The following is a 23,055-nucleotide window of genomic DNA, read 5'->3' on the forward strand; positions in this document are numbered from 1 at the left end:
ATATGTTTCATTATTTCAATATCTGCTCTAAAGGGCATTAATAATTTGTTGTAATTCCTGTCTTGTTTTACCGAACTGAACTTGAAGTTTTGTTATCATTTCTTCTTCCTTTACTCCGAGAAATAACACATCAGTGTTAGTCAAAGCAGCAAATTTTTGTTTTAGATGTTCTTTTTGCTCTTCCCATGTCTCTTTCAGATCTTTCTTTTGCATTTTTGCCTAATTAATATTGTATATTCAGTGCTTTGCAAAGGTGGGTAGTTTTGAGCCTAAATGTGTTACATAACTTTTAGAAGAAGTTATATGATTTACTTATTTTGGAAATATAAAAATGGCAACGAAGACTTTACAAGAAAGGAGACAATAAAACTTGGTACAAAAAAAAACACCTCCATTTTTAAAAAAATGGAGGTGTTTGAAATAACTTACGTTGTGTTTCTACAACAAACTAATAGGTGCAATAATTGTTGTTTGACCTATTTCCACAATAGTTTCCTGAATAATAACTTCTTTTAATGCAGGTACGACAGTAATGTCTGGCGTAATGGTTAAACTGTATTTTCCTGCTGGAAGGCCCATTACCAGAAATTTCCCCTCTACATTTACATTTGTAGAATAAGTTTCTAAAGAAACAAGGTTAGTAGCAGTAGCAACGGCTAATGTTCCAATAGGCGTAATAGTACCTTTTATAGCTCCGCTTATTGCAGTTTCAACGGTTCTAATAACTGGTTTCAATTTATAACCTCCATTACCTAACTTAACGATTGACTTGTTAGCATCAAAATCAAGAAGTACATGATACATTATACCTTCCTGTAATGTTTGGTTTACCTGAAGTTTCAAGCCTGACTGCTCTGCACTTGGAGTACTCAATGGATAGGATGTACCGTTGGGAGTACCGTCTTCTAGTACCACTGAGTTTCTCGTTCCCAAAATAAGTCTTATCTGTTGTACTTTTGAAATTTGTAGTGTGTCAGTGGCGATAAGTTGTTCCACTCCATTTGATAATTGAAGAAGATCATAAATACCAGGAACCACATTTAAGGTTACTGATTGTCCTCCGTCACCGGTTATTTCAACTCCCATGACGTCAACATTCACTTGTTTATAAGGACCCGGCGCATCAGTCATACTTACTGAATACGGGTAGTTCGCTTGTGTACTATCGTTGTTACATGAATTCAGGAGGAATCCAAACATAATAAAAGCTAGAATTACATTTAATTTTTTCATTTTTGTATTGTTTAAAGATTAATTGTTGCCATTTTACTTATAGTGTAAAGGTAATTGTATTTTAACAATGCAGTGTTACACGATTTTGGTATTAAGTTTCATTATTTACGTATTAAATTTTGAAACAACCGATAAGAGAAAGCTTTTTCTTACTTTATAGACCATTATGTTAAAGGGTTGTTAACCTATAGAAAACACTTAGTAAATGATTTTTAATGTAGATTTACTTTACTCCTTCATTTTTTTAATTTGCTAACACTTCAAGTCTTTTCTCTTCCGCTTTATTCTTTTTATTAAAATAGTCTTTCAATAAAAAATTATGTTTTGCAGTTTCCATTTTATTTTGGCATCAGGTAACATTTTAAACATTAACCCAAAAAGCACTGAAATCAACGCAAAGGAAAATAAAAACTTTAATATGTTGAAAAAAAAATCGTGGAATCGTCTGTATATCCTTTAATCCAATTAGCCATACTGGACAAATCGGTACTGATAACTAGAAATACTAGAAGTAAAAAAGCGATTGCCAATATTAATCTAAATGAAAAGAGTCTTACTTTCAAAATAGTGAAGATTCCTTTTTGTGGAAGTACTTCTGCAGGCCAAATTAAGTTTAATGACTTCTGCAATTCCACGAATAAGGCCTTTGATCCGCAGCGTAATACAATGACCTCGATTGTCGATCCCTAGACAGTGGATTTTGATTCGGTTGATTTGATAAGAATTTGACTGATTTGAACCGATGTTTCGAAGCTCAAAGTACTTGAAACGTAGTCTAAGATAATTTGATTTACATTTTCATTTCCAAAGAAATATCCTGAAATCGGAATGATCAATACTAATAATCCCGGTATACTAAAGATAGTATAGTAAGCAATAACTGCACTTTGTCTAAAGGGATATTTGTCGTTCCATTCATTAAAAGGCATCTTTAATAACAGTCCTATATTTTTGGTTTTAAATCATAAAAGCTGCTTCTTCAAGCATAAAAAAGGGCTGCATTTTACTACAGCCCTTTAACCAAACCGAACCAAAAAAATAATTATTGACCATAGACTCTTTTTTAACTATGAAATAAAAAAAGATTCAGCAATAACTATAAACGTATATAAATTGAGCGATTGTTATTTGTATTAATTAACCTGTTTTGAAAACATTAAAAACTCCTTGTACTTAGAATTACTTTGCTATCAGGATACTGTATTTCTGAATCTTTTTCAGCAGTTATAAATATTTTCGTAGGCTTCAGTGGAGTAACGGTTTCAAAAGTTGCTTTCAATTTTGAAGACAAAAAATTTGAATCACTTTTTATTTGACCAATGTTTTTAACCATTGAATCTTCCGTTTCCATCCAAACGACATAAGCATTTTTTGACGACTCAAGTCTACCCACCTCTGCCAGATTTTCTACTTTAATTTCTACTAAATAGTTCTTATTGTTATCCTTTGCTATTTTGACATCACCACGTGCGGCAGGAACGATAGTGGAAGTTTGAAAAGCGATCTTTTTAGCGCAAGAAGTAAAGGATGATGTTATAAGAATTACCAATATTCCTAAAAATATATTCTTTGTAATTGTATTAAAAGTTGTTTTTTTCATAATTATTTTTAATTTGTTATTTAATAAATTTTATAAAATGCATCGGAACTGCAATCCTTAATAAAACCGAGTGTGATAAAGCGGACTCAATAATTAAGTAGGAGTGAAGGTAGTCTAAGCACACATTCTCTAGCTTAAATATGTTCTTATTATCAATGCTATTGTTTCATGTTCCTTTAATAACCCGGTTAAGAAATTCGCAGTACTAAATAGTTTTAAAAAATAGTTTGAACTACTTTATAACCGCAAATTTAATCATTTTTTATCTTTTACGATTAGTACAACTCCACCTATAATTAGTACTACACCCAAGATCGGTGACCATTGCACTGGATGACTTTGTTGTTTGTTGATCTCTACCGGACCTATGTCTATTACTTTCTCTGTAGTCACATAATTAAATCCTGTGTAAAACATCATTATGGCTCCAATAATTATTAGTACGAATCCTATGTTTTTTGTATTCATGGATTTTAAATTTTTGATGTTAAAATTGACCGTTATTATTTTTTTAAATGCTACTTAGTCGAGGTGTCTTATTTAAAAAATAAATTGATAAAAATTTGGTTTTTAAGCCTGTATGAAAATAGTACGTAAAAATTAAATTGTATTTTTTTTTAATTTTAAATAATAGGACAATGATATAAAGCGTAATTATGATTAACGAGGTCATAAGTCGTTCCCAATTAACGCTACTAATGCTATTTCAAATTTTGCTATTACTTATGATTCATCTTTTGTTGTTCTAACTAAACTTATTCCCGATGTAAACAATAGTAGTCCAAGTGTCCCGTATATTATCAATGCTTTAATATCTTGATTACCGCCTGAAGTATCCATAAATAATACTGCAGCATAAAGTAACGCTCCAATACCAATACCAAGAGCTGTCAGTAGTGCTCCAAAGGTTCTTTTAAGATTCATAATTTTACTTTTTAAGATTTATAAATGTTATAACTTGTTTTTTTGATAGTAGGATCAATTAAATTAAGAACTGAAAAGCGCAAAAGCATTAAGTATCCATATGATAGTCACAATTACAATTAGTGAATTGAATACATTTTTTATTGTTGTATCCATAGGAACATAAGTATTTATCAGCCAAAGTATAGCTCCGGTAAAAATTAAAACTAACAATATGCTGATTAATGACATGATGGTAATTTGTGATTGTATTGTTACCAAAGATAAGGCCGTTATAGGTAGGATGTTTTATATAATTTGGATGAAAAGTTTCATCATTCACAGATTTTTTTAATGCAATTTGATGCGAAATAAACACCGTTTGCCAACAGGTATTCGGTACTTTTAAGTACTCTTATATTTTTATTGTGGTCGTGTAACGGTCTTCATTTGTAGTGTTACTGTAGTTTGCGCCATTATTCTTCTATTTATTGAAGATCCGGTTTTTAAATTAATTCCGGTTTGACTTACTATATTTTCCTCAAAATGGCTTGTAGTTCCCCGTGTAACTGCACCAGCAGTTTGCCAAAAAATGGCTTTGGCTTGAGCACCTCCAGCTGACGTAATTTTAACTGTAGAACTCATATCAAGATTTCCGCCAACTTGGAATATCCATACATCAGTTAGGCTATCTGAAATTGCGATGTCAGTTGGAATCAAAAGATTGCCTGTCCAAGTATATAGTCCTATTTTAAGAGTTCTTGCTCCGATACTTCCAGCTCCTAAGTTTAGATAATCAGGGTTGGAACGTCCTGTGGCATCAACTGTATATATCGTTGCGGTTACTTCATCACATTTTAATAAGATGGCTGCGCCTGTTATTGGGCTTGCGCCAACATCTACTGTAACAGCAGATTTATAAACATCCTTAATTCCTGTTTTAGAAAGAATCACAAAATTTCCGATAACACCAAAATTTACACCTTTCAATTTCGAAATTTTAGGTTGAATAGCCGCGAACTTTTTAGCCGCGGTGATGGAAGTCGTTTCATATTTAGAATTTGCTACTACAAGCTTCGAGGAATCCATATCTGTACTACAACTTGATATTACTCCAACCAATAGCATCGCTAAGATTGGAATTACCTTTAGTAACTTCATAAATTTGGGTTTAAAATATGAAGTAATTATCACTTTTCAAATTTGATAATATTATTGTCTAAATAGTTATAGTAAAATAGGTGAAAATTTCATATAAATAGCGAAATTGAGTCGTCTTTTGATTCATACTAAAAAGAGCTAAGCCTCTCATCTGAGAGGCTTAGCTCTTTTTGGGTGTATTCTTTCAAAGTAATACTATCAACAAGATTTTTACATTCTGGCCATATACCAATTTAATTCTTTTTCGATTCTTTCAAAATGGAAATAGGCCGTGATGTTTTTTTGAAGTCTCAAGAAAGAAGTTTCGCTTTTTACGACATAATCAAAAGCTTTGTGATGCATGCAACTAATGGCGACATCGATTTTATCTTGGGAGGATAACATTACAACTGGAATATTTGGATCAAACTCTTTAATCTTGTCTAAGGTTTCTATTCCGTTAATTGCATTTTTATCTATACCATCCAAATGGTAATCAAGGATGATTACATCTGGTTTTTTGTCTAAATTTGCTAAACATAGCTCTCCCGTTGCATATGTTTCAACAATAAAATCGGTATGGTGAAGAAATTCGATTTCTAAAGACTTTAGAAAAACGGCATCATCATCGACTAAAAACAGTTTTATTTTCTCTTCGTTTTTCATAAGTTTTTGTTTTTTATATTATTAAATTCTATTTCTAACTCTTCGCAAGCTTGGTTGCAAACCTTTGAAAGTTGCAATACCAAATTATCTAGCTCTTCCTTTTGATCCTCCATGTTACCCGTATAACTTTGAATTTTTTTTGCCATGTCTTCAAACTCTTGGCTCATACCCATTATGGAAAAGGAAGGTACCATTTTGTGGGCGGAGGCCTTAAGTAACACCCAATCCTTGTTTAGCATGCTTTCCTTCATTGCAGTTACTAACGGAGGTGTCTGCTGTAAATAAGCAGCAATCATTTCCATCATTAATTTAGGATTAGATTTAGTACGGGAATTTAAATATCCTAAATCAATACATTTTTCATTTTTGGGGGCTATATTTTTTTTAATCTCTTTCACTTTTTTGGATGACGGTTTCCTAACAATGCCTACGATTTTACTATATAATAATCGCTCATCAACCGGTTTTGCGATGTAATCATTCATACCCACGGATTTACATTTGGCTAAATCTACGGTAGTAACATCGGCTGTTAATGCAATAATGGGAATTTTAGAATTCATTGTTGTTCTGATATATTCTGTCGCTTCAAATCCATTCATTTCAGGCATTTGAAGATCCATCAATATCACATCATAAGAATTTTTTTGCATCTTTTCAACCGCTATTTTTCCGTTTTCGGCAATATCACGTTCGAATCCAAAATCATCCAATAGTGTTTTCATCAATAACTGATTCAATGGAATATCTTCAACCACTAAAACTTTGATGTTTTTACTGCCTTTATCTAATTCAAGTATTTCGGTTTCCAGTTCTGCTTCGGCAGTTGTTTTTTGGAAACTCAATCTAAAACTAAAGGTAGTTCCTTCACCAACTTTACTTAGGACATCAATACTTCCTCCTTGAGGCTCGACTAACTGTTTAACGATAGCTAAACCTAGTCCGGTTCCACCATAAATTCTGGACGTCCCACTTGAAGCTTGTTGGAAATTATCAAATATAGATGCTAATTTTTCTTTTGGAATCCCAATTCCGGTATCGGTCACTGCAAATTCTATGGTAACATTTTCTGCATCTTCGTCAATTAGACACACGCGGACAGTGATTTTTCCTATGGTTGTAAATTTGACTGCATTACTGACCAAATTTAAAATAATCTGATGCAAACGAATCGGATCTCCCACTATTACCTCAGGTATATTAGGATCGTATTCTTTAATTAATTTTAAATTTTTCTCTTGAATTTTTGTTTCGAATAAATGAAGCATCGATGAAATGGATGACTTCACTTTAAAAGGTGTTTTTTCAAAGGACATTTTCCCGGAATCTACTTTTGCTAAATCTAAAATATCATTTATAAGTACAATAAGCGCATCACCACTCATTTTTATGGCATTTAGGTATTCTTTTTGTTTTGAAGTCAAATCTGTTTTAAGTACCACCTTTGTGAAACCAATAATGGCATTCATTGGTGTACGTATTTCGTGACTCATATTTGACAAAAATTGTTGTTTTGCTTTTACGGCATTTTCTGCAGTTAAAGTGGCATTTTCAGCATTTCGTTTTTCTTCTTCGGCAATTCCTGTTGCGAGTTCAGCAAATACTTTAGCTTCTATTAGTTCCGTCTCAATTCTTTTTTGGTCTGTAATATCTCTTGCTACTACAACCACACCAAGTACATTTCCTTGATCATCTTTATAAACCGATCCGTTGAATAAGACATCTGTCAATTTACCGTTTTTGTGACGAAGAGTAAGCGGGGAGTCAGCAACAGAGGCTTTTGCGAATACTTCTTGATATACTTCCCTTGCCATTTGAGGGTCGGTGAAATAAGCAAAGAAATCAGAACCGGTTAGAAGCTCTCGCTCCATACCCGTAATCTGGATTGTCGCTTCATTCATATCGGTGATCTTTCCTTCAATACTGATGGTAACTAATGGGTCAAGACTTGCCTCAATAAGACTCAGCGAATAATTGGAAAGTAATTTTTGGGCGGTAACGTCCCTAGCAACAATCACGACACCCAATACATTTCCTTGTGGATCTTTATATACTGATCCGTTGAATAAAACATCAGTCAGTTTTCCATCCTTGTGACGAATTGTAAGTGGAGAATCGGCAACAGATCCTTTTGCAAATACTTCCTGATATACTTCTCTGGCCATCTGGGGTTCTGTGAAATAGTTAAAGAAATCAGAACCAATCAGTTTTTCACGTTCCATTCCTGTAATTCGGACTGTGGCCTCATTCATATCAGTAATCTTTCCTTCGATACTAATGGTAACCAAGGGATCAAGACTTGCTTCAATGAGACTAAGCGAATAATTAGAAAGCATTTTTTGTGAGGTCACATCTCTTGCGGCAGCAAAGACACCCAACACTTCGCCTTTATCATCTTTATAGACAGACGCATTATATAATACATCTGTTAGTTTTCCGTTTAAATGTTTAATAGTTAGAGCGTAATCAGAAACAAAACTTTTTTCAAACACTTGAATATAAGCTTGTCTTGCTCTTTCAGGTTCTGTAAAATAATTGGAAAAGTCTGTTCCTATTAAATTTTCGAGTGGAATACCGGTGACCGTCATTAATGCATGATTTCCATCAGTGATCTGCCCTTCGGCGTTGATAGTAACAAGAGGGTCTAAACTTGCCTCAAGTATACTACGGGTATATAAAGCCGCTTGCTTTTGTTTTGTAACATCACGCGCAACTATTACAATTCCCAATACTTTTCCGACATCGTTTTTATAAACAGATCCGTTAAATAAAACATCAGTTAATTTTCCGTCTTTGTGGCAAAGGGTAAGAGGCGAATCAATTACAAAACCGTTTGCAAATACTTCCTCGTAGACTTCCCTTGCCATATTAGGGTGAGTGAAATAATTAAAGAAATCAGATCCTATTAACTCTTCGCGTTTAACACCGGTAATTTTAACGGTAGCCTCGTTCATATCAGTAATCTTACCGTCAATATTGATAGTGATTAGTGGGTCTAAGCTAGCTTCAATAAGACTTAGGGAATAATTAGAAAGTAATTTTTGCGAAGCAGTAAATAGTTCTAATTCGTCATTTCTTACTTTTAAACTTTTAACAATAATAAAAACTAGCGTAAAAACAACAAATATTAAAATCAAAAGTAAGAAGAACAGTATTTCTGAGTTTTGAATACTATTTTCGTTTTCTGATTTCCTTAGTTTAAGAGCATTATATTCATCTATATTGATTTTAGAAATTATACTTTTAATTTCATCAGTAATAACCTTACCGTCCTTTAGAATGGCAATCTTTTCATTTTCATCTAATAATTCAAATTTCCTGTCATCAATAATTTTTTGCAGTAAAACCAATTTTTTACCAGTCATTATTTTTAATGAATCTACCTGAATATTTTGAGCAGTATTATCGTAGGTTAACACTGATAAATCCGAAAGGTTTCTATTCATGGCCTTTACCGCATTATTGAACGTCTCTAGATAAACATCGTTTTCAGATATGATGTACCCTCTTACTCCAGTTTCAATATCAAGAATATCTAATAGAACATTGTCATTTTTTCGTAAGACCTCCTGCGCATGTTCTGCTGAGTCGCTGCTTGACTTCGCTTTTTGGTTATTATAGTAGAAAACGCCTAAAACAGTAGTCAATATGATCGCTACCAAGATGTAATAAAGTTGAAATCTTTTTTCTGAAATTAATTTCATGGTGTTTTTAAAACTTAATTTGCATTTTTATTCTTTTCAGTTCCAACTCCAATTTCTTCAATGGGGCTTCGTCTTTTATCTTTCAAATTTTTAAAGTGAGAAGGAGAGAGTCCTGTTACTTTCTTAAACTGACTTGATAAATGCGCAACACTGCTATAGCCCATTTTCCATGCAATTTCTGTGATATTGTGTTCTCCATATATAATCAATTCTTTAACCCGTTCCGTTTTATGGGAAATGATAAAATGTTCAATTGTTGTTCCTTGAACTTCAGAGAACAGATTCGATAAATAAGTATAGTCGTGATCCAACTTCTCGCTTAAATAAATAGAAAAATTTACTTTGATAACTTCATCCGAGTGGTGAACCATTTGGATAATTACATTTTTAATTTTTTCTATGAGCATGGACTTTTTATCATCCATTAGCTCAAAGCCAGCACTTACTAGACCTGCTTTAAGAAGTTCTCTTTGTGCCATGGTTATGTTTTCCATGACATCCACTTCTCCTAAATCAACAACAATAAAATGCAATCCAAGTTTTTTTAATTCCTCTTTAACTGCTAATTTGCAGCGATTGCTGACCATGTATTTGATATATAACTTCAAACTATTTATGTTTTAACTTTGTTTGTAAAATTTGTACTTTTTTTTTAAAAATGAGTTACATAACTTTTTAATTAGTTGTATAATTCACAGGTTTTTATTATCTGTAATTTAACCAAAAATAGGAAATAAAAATGATAACGGGAATTGTTTTAAATTATGGATTGGGTGTATTTATTTTTTTGTCGCAGTGTAATTGTATCAATGTGGGGCGGCGCGATTAGGATCCTATTTTTAGAATTAAAAAAACACACAATAAATTAGCCGTTAGCTCTATCAATATGATACTGCTAACGGCTTCTCTTTTTCCTTCGGTTTAACTTTAAAAATTAAGCCTTTACAATCATTTTTCCGGTATTAACACCTTCAAATAAACCTAGTAGTGCGGTGGGTAATTGATCAAACCCTTCCACTATAGTTTGAGTAAAATCCAGTTTTCCTTCTTTAACCCAAGTAGATAACTGCTTTATGCCTTCAGGAAATCTTTCTAGGTAATTACTAACGATAAATCCTTGCATTAAAACACTTCTTGTCAGTAACATAGGTTGTATTCTGTGGCCCATCGGTGTTTCCTTACTATTGTATAGGGATATCTGCCCGCACAATGCAATTCGAGCATGAAAATTAATGGCACTAATAACGGCATCTGAAATTTCCCCGCCTACATTATCAAAATAGACGTCTACACCATTGGGGCAGGCCTCTTTCACTGATTTATTAATATTGGTGGTTGTTTTATAATTGATTACCTGATCAAAACCAAAATCTTCAATTAACGTTTTTACTTTTTCATCCGTACCTGCAATACCCACCACGCGGCAGCCTTGTAATTTAGCAATTTGTCCTACAACCATCCCTACGGCTCCGGCAGCACCAGAGACCACGACAGTTTCGCCTGCTTTTGGTTTACAAATATCCATCAATCCAAAATAAGCGGTTAAACCGGTCATGCCTAATATGCTTAAGTAGTAACTCAACTCGGGGGAGTTTGAATCTACCTTTTGTAATTTAGCCTCATTTGCTACTAACATTTCTTTCCATGGAAAGTTTCCTACTACTGTATCACCTACTTTAAAATCATCGGATTTACTTTCTACAACAGTAGCAACTACGCCACCTTCTAGAGATTCATTTATTTTGAAGGGGGCCACATATGATTTGGCGTCATTCATTCGACCGCGCATATAAGGATCTACCGAGTAGTACAGCCCTTTTAATAAGACTTCCCCGGTCTGTATTTGATCTAGTGTGGTGTTCTCAATTTTAAAATTTTGTAGTGTGGGTGTCCCCACAGGTCTAGATTGTAATACAATTTGTCTTGTGGTCATATTCTTTTACTTTTAGTTGTTGGACAGAGATTGAACGCACATAATTTAAAATGGAAAAATTAGTTTTCTATTTCAAAAATCAGTGCTGCTTCACCTGTTTCTGTAAGTTAGCTTACTCTAATTAGCTTTTTGTTTACAAACTCATGAATTCCTAGTTCAGACAATTCACGTCCGTAACCTGAACCCTTAGTTCCTCCAAAAGGCAAGTCTGGCTGTGTTGTCGTAGGCTCATTAATGAAAATCATACCGCTATCGATTTGGTCAGCCACTTGCATAGCTCGTTTTATGTCTTTCGTGAAGATCGATCCACCGAGGCCAAAAGGGGAGTCATTTGCTAGGTCTATAGCTTCTTGTTCATTTTCGACTTTATAAAAAGAGGCTACTGGACCAAATAATTCTTCCTTAAAAGTAGGTACGCCACGTTTAAGATTAGTCAATAGGGTAGGTTGCATAAAAGCACCAGTATCAGACGCTCTTTTACCTCCAACTAAAATTTTGGCACCTGCTTTTTCAAATCTTTCTACCTGGTCTAATATGTTGATTAAAGCTTCTTCACTACTAAGTGGTCCAACCTGTGTGTTTGGATCCATTGGATCACCAACTTTAAGGGCAGCTACTTTATCGGCAAACTTTTCCAAAAACTCATCAGCTATAGCTGCTACAGCAATAAATCGTTTTGATGCTATACAGCTTTGACCGTTATTGTTAAATCTTCCGGCAACAGCCATTTCAACTGCAGTATCTATATCAGCGTCTTCAAGTATTATAAAGGCATCACTACCACCTAATTCAAGTACTGATTTTTTTAAATATTTACCTGCAGCTTCGGCCATACTAGACCCTGCAGCTTCACTACCGGTTAATGAAACTCCTTTGATTCTTTCATCACTCACTAAAGTGGTACTTCTTCTTCCCGAAATCAATAGATTGGTGTATAGTCCTTCTGGAGCTTGCGCTTCTTTAAACAATTCTTCCATTGCGATACCGCACTGTGGTACCATAGAAGCATGTTTCAATAATATGGTGTTTCCTGCCATTATATTTGGCGCAGCAAACCGAACTATCTGATAAAAAGGAAAGTTCCATGGCATAACACCAAATAGAACACCTACGGGGCTACTTCTAACAAATGCTGCACCAGATTCCGGGTTTAAGTTTTTATCGGCAAGAAATGCTTCGCCATTATCGGCGTAGTAATCTAATATATCAGCACTTAGATTAACTTCCCACTCCGCTTGAGCTAAAAGTTTACCCATCTCGAGAGTGATTAGCTCAGCAAATTTGTCTTTTCTTTGACGCATGAGTTCAGCTACTTTATGCAATACTTTTGCCCGATCGTCGTAAGAAGTTTTCTTCCATGTTTGAGAGAGGGTATTAGACTTTTCGATTGCGGCTTCAACTTGCTCATCGGTCATTTCATCGAATGATTTTAGTACTTTATTTGTGGCTGGATTTGTTGTTTGAATAGACATAGATTTGCTTTTAATTAGTTTAAATACATTTAATTTTTTTTTCTAAAGTATTAAAATAAGTAGAAACAGAAAATGTGTTTTTAGATAAAAAAACACAACTTCTATTTAGACTTTCTTAATCAACTTTCGCAAAGATTAAATCTTGTTTTATAAAATTACTGAATAGTTACTTATGTCCTTCGCAAGGAAACGTTAAAAGAAAAATACGGCACTACTAATTAATACATAAATTTTAACATGTAATAATTAATTGTATCACAGAGAAAGTATTTATGGATTAGGAGTCCTATTTTTCAGTAGATTGCAAATTTATTATCCCGTGTTAATACGTTAAAATGAGATTGGTCGGCAGGGGCTATTTGAGATATCACTGCGCTGAAATTATAATAAAATGATCCAAATAGGAAATGAAATTAATTTATTTTCTATTTGAATAACCTTTAAAAAAGGGATTCCGCCAGCCCTAATTAGTATCAGCATCGGTATTTCTGAATAATTTTTTTTCAAAAACATCAGACCAATCCATTGATTTTATTGCTGATATTTGATTTTGTTCGTTCATATATACACGAAGTTCTTTATTGGCTACAGCCTTTGTATAGAGTGCTTTATATCTAAATATAGTTGTTTTAGACTCATTGTCTTTGTAAATATCTATTAATTTAAGATCTTTAAAAGCGCCGTATCGCTGTCTAAAATTGGTACAAGTTTTAGACAGGTTTTCCTCCGTAATGTTGTCGATTACGGACTGTGTTGCTTCACTTTCATTAAATGGCTTAAACTTAGATGTGTTGCAGGTCATTAAAATGCGTTTGCCTAATTCATATGCTTTTGTCTTTAGGTTAGCGTCAACTTTAGAAATAACTAATTTTATGATTTTAACTTCTACAGTTGTTACTTCAGGAGGTACTTCAGTCGTTACTTCAATTGTAACTTCTTTTGCTATCTCGGTAGCTTTGATATTTGGTATAGCTTCTTTCTTTGACTTACATCCAATAAGTACAATTAAGGCGAGCAAGAGGGTTAATTTTTTCATTTCTGAGATGTTATTTTTAATAATAAGTTAGGATTAGGGCAATTATCTAAATAAAAGTTCAAATCGCTTTTGCGCAAACTCTGGGATAATCACCAACTTTAGCTTGATTAGTGCCTAATTGCTTTTCTATGAAATTTTCAAAATCAATAGTACTCCCAAGATACTCTTTTTCCAATGATTTAATTGTAATCGATAAATCCAGTGGAGTATATTTATTCTTAGAGATGCTTTCCAGAATATTGAAACATCTGAATTATTATGCAATATCGTTTCTAAAATGGTAATATACTGTCTTAATTGATACGCTAAAATAAAAAAAAATAAAGCCAACCTAAAAGATTTATGTTGGCTTTATTTTTTTTTATTTTTACTGAAGTTGAATTTCGATATAAATTACTTTCGGACTATATCGAGAAACTTAAAATTAAACTAATTCCTTTCCGATTATTTAACGGCTAATAAATCTACAAATTCAATTACAGGATCTTTAGAAAGTAATGTTCCTGCATTCGCCATTAAAGCTTCTGCAATTTTACCTGCGAGATGTGCTTTTCTACCTTCTTCAGTTTCAAAAGTATCAAAAATCCCAAAGGTTGATGGGCCTATTTGTAATCCGTACCAATTTACGGTGTCTGGTTCGTCCAGTACCAATGGTAAAGCACTTTTTAAGAATGAAGCAACTTCGTCTTCTTTTCCAACTTTAGCTTCTAATCTTGCTAATAGAGCATATTTTTCCATAATGATAAATTTTATTTAGATATTAAAAGTACTGCTATTAGTTTTTAGGTTTGCATAGTTTAACTATTGTTCAGCCTAAAATTAACAGTATTGTGTTTTTAGTAGAATCAGAAATCATAACACCAAATAAGACTTCGATAGGGCTATATCTGATAAACGCTTTACTAGATTCAGGGTTTATGGTTTTATCGGCAAGAAATGCGGCACCATTATAAGAGTAGTAATCCTATATATCAGTACTTAGTTTCATTTCCTTTGACGCTTCAGCAAAACTTCCCCACCTTCATGGGTGGCTAGCTCAGCAAACTCACTTCTCTTTTACGTTTTAGCTCAGCTATTTTATGCAATACTTTTGCTCGATCGTCATAAGAAGTTTTTTCCATTCTTGAAAAAAAGCATTAGAGTCTTCGATTATGACTTCAACTTTTTCATCAGTCATTTTCATCGAATGATCTTACTACTTTGTTTGTAGCAGGATTTGTTGGTTGAATAGACATTAATTTATTTTTAATAAATTAAAATATATCTAATCTTGCTTTTAAGGTGCTAAAATAAGTAGACAGGAAGGAATGTTATACAGGTTACTGCCTTTGAAATAAAAATAAAAAATCCAAATAGAAAATGAAATTAAGTCATTTCCTATTTGAATTACCGTTGAAAATCCTGTCTGAGCTAGCTATTGAGTATCGGCATCGCTATTTCTAAATAATTTTTTTTCAAAAAAGTGCAGATCAACCCATTGATTTTATTGCTGATATTTGATTTTGGCCGTTCATATATACACGAAGTTCTTTATTGACCACAGCCTTTGTATAGAGTGCTGTAAAACGAAATATGGTTGTTTTAGACTCACTGTCTTTGTAAATTTCCATCAGTTTAAGATCTTTAAATTCACCGTATCGCTATCTGAATTTAGCACATGGTTTTGATAGCTTTTCCTCCGTAATGTTATCGATTACTGACCGTGTTGCTTCACTTTGATTAAAGGGCTTAAACTTAGAAGTGTTGCATGTCATTAAAATTCGTTTGCCTAATTCAAATGCTTTTGTCTTTAGGTTAGCGTCAACTGAAGTGACGGCTAATTTCACGATTGTAAGCTCTTCAGGTTTTGCCTACGTCGATGTAGCTAATTTTTTTGACCTACATCTAATAAGTACAATTAAGCCCAACAGGACGATTATTTTTTTCGTTTCTGAGATGTTATTTTTAGTAATAAGTTTGGGTCAGGGCAATTGTCTAAATAAAAGTCCAAATCGCTTTTTGTACAAACTCCGGGATAATCACCAAAATTAGCATCTATGTTTTTAATAATTTGAAAATGCAGATGAGGTGAATAGTCTCCGTTAACTGCTGAATCTCCCAAGATACCTATTTGCTGCCCTTTTTTATAAGCAGTACCGACTGCTATTTTTTCTATACTGTCTAACGATAGATGTCCGTATAAAGTATAAAAAGTTTGATCTTCAACGTGGTGCTCCAGAATGATAGTTGGACCATAATCACCAAAACCCGCGTTAAAATTAAAACTGTGAAGCGTACCGTCAAGGGCTGCTAAAATGGGTGTTCCAGCCTTTATCCATAAATCCAGACCGATATGTATATTTCGCTCTTCTGTTTCCTCATCTCTAAAAATAGTGCTTCGCTGATAAAGATTTCTCTCCTCATTATAACCACCATACGCCACTTTTGAATCATGTAAAGCCAGGTAATTTTCAATGTATTTTTCAAAATCAGCTGAGTCCTCTAACGACTTCTTAGAAAGATTGTGATTTAAAACGGATAAATCCAAAGCGATATATTGATTTAAAGAAATAGAATCAGCTATTACTTTCACGTTTTGGGTATTTCTTAAAACGGTTTCTAAACTTGTCATTATTTTCTGTTTTGTTGTTTTTAGTTTAATAGTATAAAAAAAGCCAACTGAACTAATTCAGACTGGCTTTATTATTTTAAGCATTAAAAAATAAGATTATTTTTTAACTTGGACTTCAGCTTCACCACCAGAAACTTTAACGCTCGTTGAGTTTGTTCCATTTTTAGTGCTAACATCTACACCATCAGTCCCTACGCTAATAGATGTCCCATCAGGATTTTTTTCTGCTGCAGGAGCTTCTGTAGTAACTTCAATAGTTTGATTAGTCGTAGTTTCTGGAACTGCTGGAGTTTCTTCTTTTTCCTTGCAAGAAACGATTGCCATAACTGACATTACACCTATGAACATTGATGTTTTTTTCATTTTTTTTGTCTTTAAGTTTGTAAATATCTAGGGATTAAGATACTGTTTTTATATTAAAGTTTTATTTTTAATATAAACTTGGAAATTTAGATGGGTTTACCTCATTCATCATAGCGTATACTTTTTCGAAAATATCTTCTGCAGATGGTTTGGAAAAATAGTCACCATCAGTTCCGTATGACGGTCTGTGCGCTTTTGAAGTTAAGGTCTGCGGTTTGCTATCTAAATAATTATAACCGTTCTGCTGTTCAATAATTTGTTGTAAAATATAAGCGGAGGCACCTCCCGGCACATCTTCATCAATTACTAACAGACGACTTGTTTTGGCGATACTTTTTACAAGATCATGATTGATATCAAATGGAAGTAAAGACTGTACATCTATAATTTCACAGTCAATACCTACTTCAAGTAGCTCTTGCGCAGCTTGTTCAATCAATCTCAATGTAGAACCATAAGAAACTAATGTGATATCAGCCCCTTCTTTCATCGTTTCAACAACACCAATCGGGGTCTTGAACTCACCATAATTAAGAGGTTTTTTCTCTTTTAAGCGGTATCCGTTTAAACACTCGATTACTAAAGCCGGTTCATCACATTCCAAGAGTGAATTGTAAAAACCTGCTGCTTTTGTCATGTTTCTAGGTACTAACACATGAATTCCTCTAATAGCATTGATAATCATTCCCATAGGAGAACCGGAATGCCATATTCCTTCGAGACGATGGCCTCTTGTACGAATTATTAATGGGGCTTTTTGTTTCCCTACGGTTCTGTATTGTAGCGTTGCTAGGTCATCACTCATAATTTGGATGGCGTACAGCAGATAATCCAGATATTGAATTTCCGCAATAGGTCTTAAACCTCTTAACGCCATTCCGATACCTTGTCCAATAATAGTGGCTTCACGTATTCCAACATCAGCTACGCGTAATGAACCATATTTTTCCTGCATTCCTTCTAAACCTTGGTTTACATCACCAATGGCTCCTGCATCTTCTCCAAAGATTAATGTTTCAGGGTGTTTTGTGAAAATAGCATCGAAATTATCACGTAAAATCATTCTTCCGTCTGTATCCTCTTTTGCGCCTTCAGCATATTGCGGTAAAACTTGTTTTACGGAAAATACATTTAAATCGGAATTAGAATATAAATGACTGCTAAATTTTTCCTGATGTCCCTTAATATAGGAAGTAATCCAATTTGATAATTCACTTTTTCTGCCCTCATTAAGCACGAGACGCAAAGATTTACGGGCTGCAATTAGAATTTCCTTTCTTATAGGGGCTTTTACACTGCTTAGGTTCGAAGCATATTTTAGTATGGCCTCTTTATGGTTACTTGAATTTGCGATTTTTTCCAATAAGGAAACCAGTTCTTTTTGTTCTTTAACAACAGGCTCAATAAAAGCACTCCATGCGGCTTTTTTACCTTCTAGAACTTCTTTCTTAGCATTTGCATCTATTTCATCTAATTCTTCAGAAGAGGCAATGTTAATTGCGATCATCCATAATTTCATTTGTCTGATACAGTCAAATTCTCTTTCCCAAGCTAATCGGTCTGAGTCTTTATATCTTTCATGTGATCCTGAGGTAGAATGTCCTTGGGGTTGAGTCAGCTCATTTACATGTATTAGTACGGGAACATGTTGTTCACGTGAAAGAGCAGATGCTTTCTCATAGGTAGCAATCAAATCGGTATAATCCCATCCTTTTACTCTAAGGATTTCATACCCTTTTTCAGTATCAGCTCTCTGGAATCCTTTTAAAATTTCAGAAATATTCTCTTTGGTGGTCTGATGTTTTGCATGAACTGAAATACCATATTCATCATCCCAAACACTGATTACCAAAGGCACTTGTAAAACACCCGCAGCATTAATGGTTTCAAAAAACAATCCCTCAGAGGTACTTGCGTTTCCGATAGTTCCCCAGGCGATTTCATTTCCTTCAATCGAGAAATTTGCTTTATTGGGTATTCCTTTAACTTGTCTGTATATTTTTGATGCCTGCGCAAGTCCTAATAATCGGGGCATTTGTCCTGCGGTAGGAGAAATGTCAGCGCTGGAGTTTTTTTGTTTCGTTAAATCTTTCCAAGAACCGTCCTCATTTAAACTATGGGTAGCAAAATGGCCTCCCATTTGTCTACCGGCAGACATAGGCTCTAGTTCTATATTTGAATTACCATATAGTCCGGCAAAAAACTGTTCAATTGTCATCTGGCCGATAGCCATCATAAAAGTTTGGTCGCGATAATATCCAGAACGAAAGTCACCGTTTTTGAAAAATTTAGCCATTGCTAATTGAGGCACTTCCTTTCCATCTCCAAAGATTCCGAATTTTGCTTTTCCGGTCAAAACCTCTCTACGTCCTAACAGACTACACTCCCTACTTATCATAGCGATTCTATAATCGTTTAACACTTCGGTTTTAAAATCTTCGAATGTCAATGTAGTATTGGTTTTTTCTTTTATCATAATTGAAAGGTATCACTTAAGAGCGCAAATTTACTTAAAAAGTATCGATTATCATAATACAGTGAAAGAAATATAATTTAAGTATTGTCAATTAAATTACTGTTAACATATTTATTATTTATTTATTAACACTTAAACTGTGTTTTTATTGTAAATAACACAAATAAATAGGGTTATTACATTCAATTAAAACCATTTTCGATTAAATAAATTAATTAATATTTTGGGTGATAATGTAATTATAAATCGGATTTTTTCATTGTAATTGTTTTGCCTCATTTCCCAACCATTAGAAGAATAGACTGGAAGATACATTTCAAAGTAGTCTGGCACAAGGTTCAATCGGATTCCACTGTCATATACAAATTTTCTGCTTTGGTTCTTGTTTTTCAGTAGTCCAGCATCACCGTAGAGTTCAATCCAGTTCCAAATCGTATACCCTCCATTCAAAGTGGTCATCCATTGATTGGCATAAGGCGTGTTCAGTTTTGATTTAAAACCTCCCTCAGCCAGTATTAACTGTTGACTAAAAAAGCCACTACTTTCAGATCTTCCATAATAACCGTAGTCAAATAAATAATCGGTGGGACGATCTAAAGCAAAGCTGAAAAAATCAGAATTACTGTTATTATATAAAAAAGTTCCGGCATATATGCGCAAACTAATCTGACGGTTATTTTCAAAAAGTTGCCTGTATTCGACTTCAGTTGAAAATTTTCCAAATTTCCCTGAGATTTGGAGGTCTGACAAAAAACTGAAATGATTGGTAACTTCGGTTTTTGTATTGTAGTATTTCGCATTGAATACGGAATAGTTTTCGGTAGAATTATCGATGACTATGTCGCTCTTTTCTCTGCTTACAATCACTTGGCGCAATAAAATTGACTGTTTTTTGTTGTCTCTAATATCTTTTTCTCTGATGCTTAGCTGCACCATCGGATTGATTTTCAAATAGGCAGCATCTGGGGCATAATGGAAATAGGAGCCAGAAAGGGAGTAGCGCGCATTATATAAGGCGCTATTTCTATAATTTTGATTGATGACAACGAAACCAGATCCTGAGAATGCTTTTGCATTTGTTGAATAAGCCGGATTGACATCGAAGATAAAAGGTTTGTCTAAAATCGTTTTGTTGTGAAGGCGTATTCCGGGGGACAGGCCATCATATAAATTGTAGCCTAGCGTAGGGACATATAAAACTTGGTTGTAATAGGGATCTTCAAGATCCTTCATGAATGCAAATTTTATGGGGCGATTATTAGGGAAAAAAGATTTTAGTGATTTCCAGTTATTTCTTAAATTGTATTCCGGAACTTCATTCTTGTAATTTAAAACGATTTTATCTGCATTTTTTCTTTCTAAAGTAAACATGCTGTCTGGTACTTGGGGATCCAACCATTTTTTAAATACAATTTTGCCTTTTTTAATTCCATAGATAGGTACGGGAACGACAACCCCTGTTCTGTTTTTAATGGTAAACGAAACGCTGTCCTTTGACTTTACGACATCAGCAAATTTAAAATCAATGATTTTTCGTGATTCAATGATTGTATTAAAAAACCAATCAATATTCTTGCTTGAATTTCTTTTTAAGGTGGCTTCAAAATCTTTTCTGGAGACCTGTTTTTCTTTGTTTCCAGTATAGAACTGTCGGATGCTCTTAGTAACGATAGCATCGCCGAGATATTTATCGAGGTACCTGAAACTTAATCCGGCTCGATATTTACTTGCGATTTGTTCGTTGAATTTTATCAGTGAGTTTTTAGGGTCTCCCAGCGGCTGATCTAGATTTTTTCGTGCCATTAACATATAGAAATAGCTGTATTGCTCGTTAAAATCCAAGTTTGTCAGATTGTAACTTTTCAATAATAGAAAAGTAGAGGCGCTGCCCAGCATCTTCGTATTTGGGTGGTTCTCTTCAATATATTTCATCATGGCATAGACCTGAATCCCGTCGTAGATCCAGCTATCTTTCCTATTGTCTAAGCGTAAACTGTTTTTTAGATATGCATTTAAGTAGGTTTTCAGAAATTTAATCTCATAGGTAAATTCATCGGAAAAAGGACTTATAAAAGACGGAAGTTGATTTAATCCATAGAAGGGATTTCGTTCATAGTCGGTCTGCGAAACAACAATTTTGTCAAACGGGTATTTCCCGATTAGATCATCGACATAATGAACAACACAATCAATGACATAAGCCTGTTGCTTTGTGGATATTTTTTCTTCCTTCAAATTGGTTAAAACCGAAAGTGAACTGGTTTTAAAACTGTAAAAACTAGATTTTGGTTCTATAAAAAGACTGAAATTAGTTCTGTTTTTTCCTGATAATTTATATATGGAATAGCTTTCCTTTTGAATAGCTTCCGTGCTGTCTAAATCAGTGGTCACTTTTACACCTTTACCAACTTTTAAATCGATGTCAATATCAGAAACAGCATTAGCAACATCATCTAAATTGGCATTGCTGTATCTTATAAAAGCATGGTTTTCATATCGGGCAGGAGAGAGGTACCATGTTTTTAGATTCATGCCACCGGCTGTATCATAGCCAAATTTTGTAAACGTATCACTTGGAATTTTTGCTGTGTAGGTAAGGCGCAATTTTATTTTCTGATTCGGCGCCAGTTTTTCTCTTAATTTGATGCTGATGAGATCAGGATTTTCAGCCGTTCTTTCCCAGGAAAGGAATAAGTTGTCGGCATCAATAATCGTTACATTTTTAGTGCTGCCCCTTTCTTCTTCGTTAGCTAAATGGAAACCACGATAAAATTCGTCCGAAAACCGTCTCGCTAAAGGGGTGTTAACATCAGAGTAAGCGTTATTCCAGTCATTCAGAATCAGTGATGTCAGTGTATCATTCGATTCATTAAAATAGGTCAGTTCCTGCCGAATATTTAAAGTTTTTTCGGCAGCATTGACTTCCACAAACATTTGAGAATGGTGCTGAGCATGTTGTTTTATTGAGTTCAATAAAACTAAAACACAAAGTACAATTTTATAAAATCGTTTCAACTTTTAATTCTACTGGTTAGATTACAATATACATTTATTTGAGAGACAAAAGGAGTCAAGTTTTTTAAAAAGTGGTCATAAAAAAGCTTGTATGCCAAAAGAGCTTTTTTTCTTAAAAATTGGGTTTTAAATTGTACTTTTTATAGAAGCTATCTAAAACATCCACTACTTCGTCTTCGGTATCTACAATTTTTATCAGATTCAAATCATCGGGTCCAACCGTATGTTCTCTTTCGATTAACACTGTTTTTATCCATTCAATTAATCCGGACCAAAAACTATTTCCTACTAGTATAATCGGGAATCGCGCGATTTTTTTTGTTTGAATCAAAGTCATCGCTTCAAACAATTCGTCTAAAGTTCCAAATCCACCAGGCATAACAACAAATCCTTGAGAATATTTAACGAACATTACTTTTCGAACAAAGAAGTAATCAAAATTCAGGTTTTTATCTCCGTCAATGTACGGATTGAAATGTTGTTCAAACGGCAATACAATATTCAACCCCACTGAAGTTCCACCGCCGAGATGCGCGCCTTTGTTACCCGCTTCCATAATTCCAGGTCCACCGCCGGTAATCACACCGTAACCGGCTTTACTGATTTTGTAGGCTATTTTTTCTGCAAGTAAATAATACGGGTCTTCTGGCTTTGTGCGTGCTGAACCAAAAATAGATACGCACGGACCTATGCGTCCCATCGCCTCGTATCCGTTTACGAACTCGGCCATAATTTTAAAAATTGCCCAACTATCATTCGTCCGGATTTCATTCCAGTTTTTCTGTTTTAAACGGTCTTGGATAATTCTATCCTCATCATTGTCAAAATCTTCTAATCTCATATTCGTATTGTATTATTAACTATTTCTTGGAGCCTTATCCAGCTATGGGCTATATTCTCGAT

At 34.0% G+C, this 23,055-nt stretch carries 21 protein-coding genes and 1 pseudogene; 1 reads left to right on the forward strand and 21 read right to left on the reverse strand.

Annotated features, from left to right (window positions below; genetic code table 11):
• Window positions 1-27: 27 nt before the first annotated feature.
• Together CXF59_RS05465 and CXF59_RS05470 are read right to left on the reverse strand one after the other, a co-directional pair.
• The gene (locus tag CXF59_RS05465; protein ID WP_101136844.1) at window positions 28-213 is read right to left on the reverse strand and encodes a hypothetical protein; all 186 of its coding nucleotides are present in this window, start codon (window positions 211-213) and stop codon (window positions 28-30) included.
• 225 nt (window positions 214-438) lie between these two features.
• Window positions 439-1,233 carry a DUF4382 domain-containing protein gene (locus CXF59_RS05470; RefSeq protein ID WP_101136845.1) on the reverse strand — a complete coding sequence of 265 codons (795 nt, stop codon included), beginning with the start codon at window positions 1,231-1,233 and terminating at the stop codon, window positions 439-441.
• A gap of 435 nt (window positions 1,234-1,668) precedes the next feature.
• Between CXF59_RS05470 and CXF59_RS14885 the strand changes: the two genes are divergently transcribed.
• A complete protein-coding gene (locus tag CXF59_RS14885) occupies window positions 1,669-1,923 on the forward strand; it encodes a hypothetical protein (protein WP_157824526.1) in 255 nt (84 codons plus the stop codon).
• On the opposite strand, the gene CXF59_RS05485 is transcribed toward CXF59_RS14885, so the two are convergent.
• The 19 genes and pseudogenes from CXF59_RS05485 to CXF59_RS05580 all read right to left on the reverse strand — a co-directional run bounded on the left by CXF59_RS05485 (window position 1,920) and on the right by CXF59_RS05580 (window position 22,993).
• A complete protein-coding gene (locus CXF59_RS05485) occupies window positions 1,920-2,162 on the reverse strand; it encodes a hypothetical protein (protein ID WP_101136847.1) in 243 nt (80 codons plus the stop codon). The two genes, CXF59_RS14885 and CXF59_RS05485, sit on opposite strands and share 4 nt — an antisense overlap.
• A 227-nt stretch (window positions 2,163-2,389) precedes the next feature.
• Window positions 2,390-2,833 carry a hypothetical protein gene (locus tag CXF59_RS05490; protein ID WP_101136848.1) on the reverse strand — a complete coding sequence of 148 codons (444 nt, stop codon included), beginning with the start codon at window positions 2,831-2,833 and terminating at the stop codon, window positions 2,390-2,392.
• 255 nt (window positions 2,834-3,088) lie between these two features.
• Window positions 3,089-3,301 carry a hypothetical protein gene (locus CXF59_RS05495; protein ID WP_101136849.1) on the reverse strand — a complete coding sequence of 71 codons (213 nt, stop codon included), beginning with the start codon at window positions 3,299-3,301 and terminating at the stop codon, window positions 3,089-3,091.
• Between the two features lie 255 nt (window positions 3,302-3,556).
• Window positions 3,557-3,757 carry a hypothetical protein gene (locus tag CXF59_RS05500; protein ID WP_101136850.1) on the reverse strand — a complete coding sequence of 67 codons (201 nt, stop codon included), beginning with the start codon at window positions 3,755-3,757 and terminating at the stop codon, window positions 3,557-3,559.
• Window positions 3,758-3,820: 63 nt separating this feature from the next.
• Window positions 3,821-3,988: a Thivi_2564 family membrane protein gene (locus tag CXF59_RS15615; protein WP_304529137.1), complete on the reverse strand. Its 168-nt coding sequence runs from the start codon at window positions 3,986-3,988 to the stop codon at window positions 3,821-3,823.
• A 171-nt stretch (window positions 3,989-4,159) separates the two neighbouring features.
• Window positions 4,160-4,897: an ice-binding family protein gene (locus tag CXF59_RS05505; protein ID WP_101136851.1), complete on the reverse strand. Its 738-nt coding sequence runs from the start codon at window positions 4,895-4,897 to the stop codon at window positions 4,160-4,162.
• Between the two features lie 210 nt (window positions 4,898-5,107).
• On the reverse strand, window positions 5,108-5,542 hold the full coding sequence (locus CXF59_RS05510) for a response regulator (protein WP_101136852.1): 435 nt from the start codon (window positions 5,540-5,542) through the stop codon (window positions 5,108-5,110).
• Window positions 5,539-9,246, reverse strand: a complete 3,708-nt coding sequence (locus CXF59_RS05515; RefSeq protein ID WP_101136853.1) for a PAS domain S-box protein — start codon at window positions 9,244-9,246, stop codon at window positions 5,539-5,541. Before CXF59_RS05515 ends, CXF59_RS05510 begins: the two co-directional genes overlap by 4 nt.
• Window positions 9,247-9,260: 14 nt before the next feature.
• Window positions 9,261-9,833, reverse strand: a complete 573-nt coding sequence (locus CXF59_RS05520; RefSeq protein WP_101136854.1) for an AraC family transcriptional regulator — start codon at window positions 9,831-9,833, stop codon at window positions 9,261-9,263.
• 347 nt (window positions 9,834-10,180) lie between these two features.
• Window positions 10,181-11,179 carry an NADP-dependent oxidoreductase gene (locus tag CXF59_RS05525; protein WP_101136855.1) on the reverse strand — a complete coding sequence of 333 codons (999 nt, stop codon included), beginning with the start codon at window positions 11,177-11,179 and terminating at the stop codon, window positions 10,181-10,183.
• 107 nt (window positions 11,180-11,286) lie between these two features.
• Window positions 11,287-12,651 (reverse strand): NAD-dependent succinate-semialdehyde dehydrogenase, encoded by a 1,365-nt coding sequence (locus tag CXF59_RS05530; RefSeq protein ID WP_101136856.1) that lies wholly within the window; start codon window positions 12,649-12,651, stop codon window positions 11,287-11,289.
• 463 nt (window positions 12,652-13,114) lie between these two features.
• A complete protein-coding gene (locus CXF59_RS05535) occupies window positions 13,115-13,687 on the reverse strand; it encodes a hypothetical protein (RefSeq protein WP_101136857.1) in 573 nt (190 codons plus the stop codon).
• Window positions 13,684-13,784: pseudogene (locus tag CXF59_RS15680) on the reverse strand (peptidase M23); the annotation flags it as partial. The pseudogene CXF59_RS15680 and the gene CXF59_RS05535, both read right to left, overlap by 4 nt.
• A gap of 347 nt (window positions 13,785-14,131) precedes the next feature.
• On the reverse strand, window positions 14,132-14,425 hold the full coding sequence (locus tag CXF59_RS05545; RefSeq protein WP_101136858.1) for a putative quinol monooxygenase: 294 nt from the start codon (window positions 14,423-14,425) through the stop codon (window positions 14,132-14,134).
• 1,177 nt (window positions 14,426-15,602) lie between these two features.
• Entirely contained in the window at window positions 15,603-16,298 is a 696-nt protein-coding gene (locus CXF59_RS05560; RefSeq protein ID WP_101136859.1) for a peptidoglycan DD-metalloendopeptidase family protein, read from the reverse strand.
• Window positions 16,299-16,394: 96 nt separating this feature from the next.
• Window positions 16,395-16,661 carry a hypothetical protein gene (locus CXF59_RS05565; RefSeq protein WP_101136860.1) on the reverse strand — a complete coding sequence of 89 codons (267 nt, stop codon included), beginning with the start codon at window positions 16,659-16,661 and terminating at the stop codon, window positions 16,395-16,397.
• A 67-nt stretch (window positions 16,662-16,728) separates the two neighbouring features.
• Window positions 16,729-19,137, reverse strand: coding sequence for an alpha-ketoacid dehydrogenase subunit alpha/beta (locus tag CXF59_RS05570; protein ID WP_101136861.1), 2,409 nt, complete (start codon window positions 19,135-19,137; stop codon window positions 16,729-16,731).
• A 186-nt stretch (window positions 19,138-19,323) separates the two neighbouring features.
• Complete coding sequence (locus CXF59_RS05575; protein ID WP_198554643.1) at window positions 19,324-22,071, reverse strand: aminopeptidase; 2,748 nt, start codon at window positions 22,069-22,071, stop codon at window positions 19,324-19,326.
• 193 nt (window positions 22,072-22,264) lie between these two features.
• Window positions 22,265-22,993 (reverse strand): TIGR00730 family Rossman fold protein, encoded by a 729-nt coding sequence (locus tag CXF59_RS05580; protein WP_101136863.1) that lies wholly within the window; start codon window positions 22,991-22,993, stop codon window positions 22,265-22,267.
• Window positions 22,994-23,055: the final 62 nt, after the last annotated feature.

The sequence above is a fragment of the Flavobacterium sp. ALD4 genome, from assembly GCF_002836475.1.
Taxonomy (GTDB): Bacteria; Bacteroidota; Bacteroidia; order Flavobacteriales; family Flavobacteriaceae; genus Flavobacterium.

Bases quoted from the DNA above. Each gene is read 5' to 3' on its own strand.
- CXF59_RS05490 (WP_101136848.1), bottom strand. From the start codon at position 2,833: ATGAAAAAAACAACTTTTAATACAATTACAAAGAATATATTTTTAGGA.
- CXF59_RS05500 (WP_101136850.1), bottom strand. From the start codon at position 3,757: ATGAATCTTAAAAGAACCTTTGGAGCACTACTGACAGCTCTTGGTATT.
- CXF59_RS05570 (WP_101136861.1), bottom strand. From the start codon at position 19,137: ATGATAAAAGAAAAAACCAATACTACATTGACATTCGAAGATTTTAAA.
- CXF59_RS05545 (WP_101136858.1), bottom strand. From the start codon at position 14,425: ATGGAAAAATATGCTCTATTAGCAAGATTAGAAGCTAAAGTTGGAAAA.
- CXF59_RS05560 (WP_101136859.1), bottom strand. From the start codon at position 16,298: ATGACAAGTTTAGAAACCGTTTTAAGAAATACCCAAAACGTGAAAGTA.
- CXF59_RS05535 (WP_101136857.1), bottom strand. From the start codon at position 13,687: ATGAAAAAATTAACCCTCTTGCTCGCCTTAATTGTACTTATTGGATGT.
- CXF59_RS05580 (WP_101136863.1), bottom strand. From the start codon at position 22,993: ATGAGATTAGAAGATTTTGACAATGATGAGGATAGAATTATCCAAGAC.
- CXF59_RS05520 (WP_101136854.1), bottom strand. From the start codon at position 9,833: ATGGTCAGCAATCGCTGCAAATTAGCAGTTAAAGAGGAATTAAAAAAA.
- CXF59_RS05510 (WP_101136852.1), bottom strand. From the start codon at position 5,542: ATGAAAAACGAAGAGAAAATAAAACTGTTTTTAGTCGATGATGATGCC.
- CXF59_RS05515 (WP_101136853.1), bottom strand. From the start codon at position 9,246: ATGAAATTAATTTCAGAAAAAAGATTTCAACTTTATTACATCTTGGTA.
- CXF59_RS05505 (WP_101136851.1), bottom strand. From the start codon at position 4,897: ATGAAGTTACTAAAGGTAATTCCAATCTTAGCGATGCTATTGGTTGGA.
- CXF59_RS05470 (WP_101136845.1), bottom strand. From the start codon at position 1,233: ATGAAAAAATTAAATGTAATTCTAGCTTTTATTATGTTTGGATTCCTC.
- CXF59_RS05525 (WP_101136855.1), bottom strand. From the start codon at position 11,179: ATGACCACAAGACAAATTGTATTACAATCTAGACCTGTGGGGACACCC.
- CXF59_RS05575 (WP_198554643.1), bottom strand. From the start codon at position 22,071: ATGTTTGTGGAAGTCAATGCTGCCGAAAAAACTTTAAATATTCGGCAG.
- CXF59_RS05465 (WP_101136844.1), bottom strand. From the start codon at position 213: ATGCAAAAGAAAGATCTGAAAGAGACATGGGAAGAGCAAAAAGAACAT.
- CXF59_RS15615 (WP_304529137.1), bottom strand. From the start codon at position 3,988: ATGTCATTAATCAGCATATTGTTAGTTTTAATTTTTACCGGAGCTATA.
- CXF59_RS05495 (WP_101136849.1), bottom strand. From the start codon at position 3,301: ATGAATACAAAAAACATAGGATTCGTACTAATAATTATTGGAGCCATA.
- CXF59_RS05565 (WP_101136860.1), bottom strand. From the start codon at position 16,661: ATGAAAAAAACATCAATGTTCATAGGTGTAATGTCAGTTATGGCAATC.
- CXF59_RS05530 (WP_101136856.1), bottom strand. From the start codon at position 12,651: ATGTCTATTCAAACAACAAATCCAGCCACAAATAAAGTACTAAAATCA.
- CXF59_RS05485 (WP_101136847.1), bottom strand. From the start codon at position 2,162: ATGCCTTTTAATGAATGGAACGACAAATATCCCTTTAGACAAAGTGCA.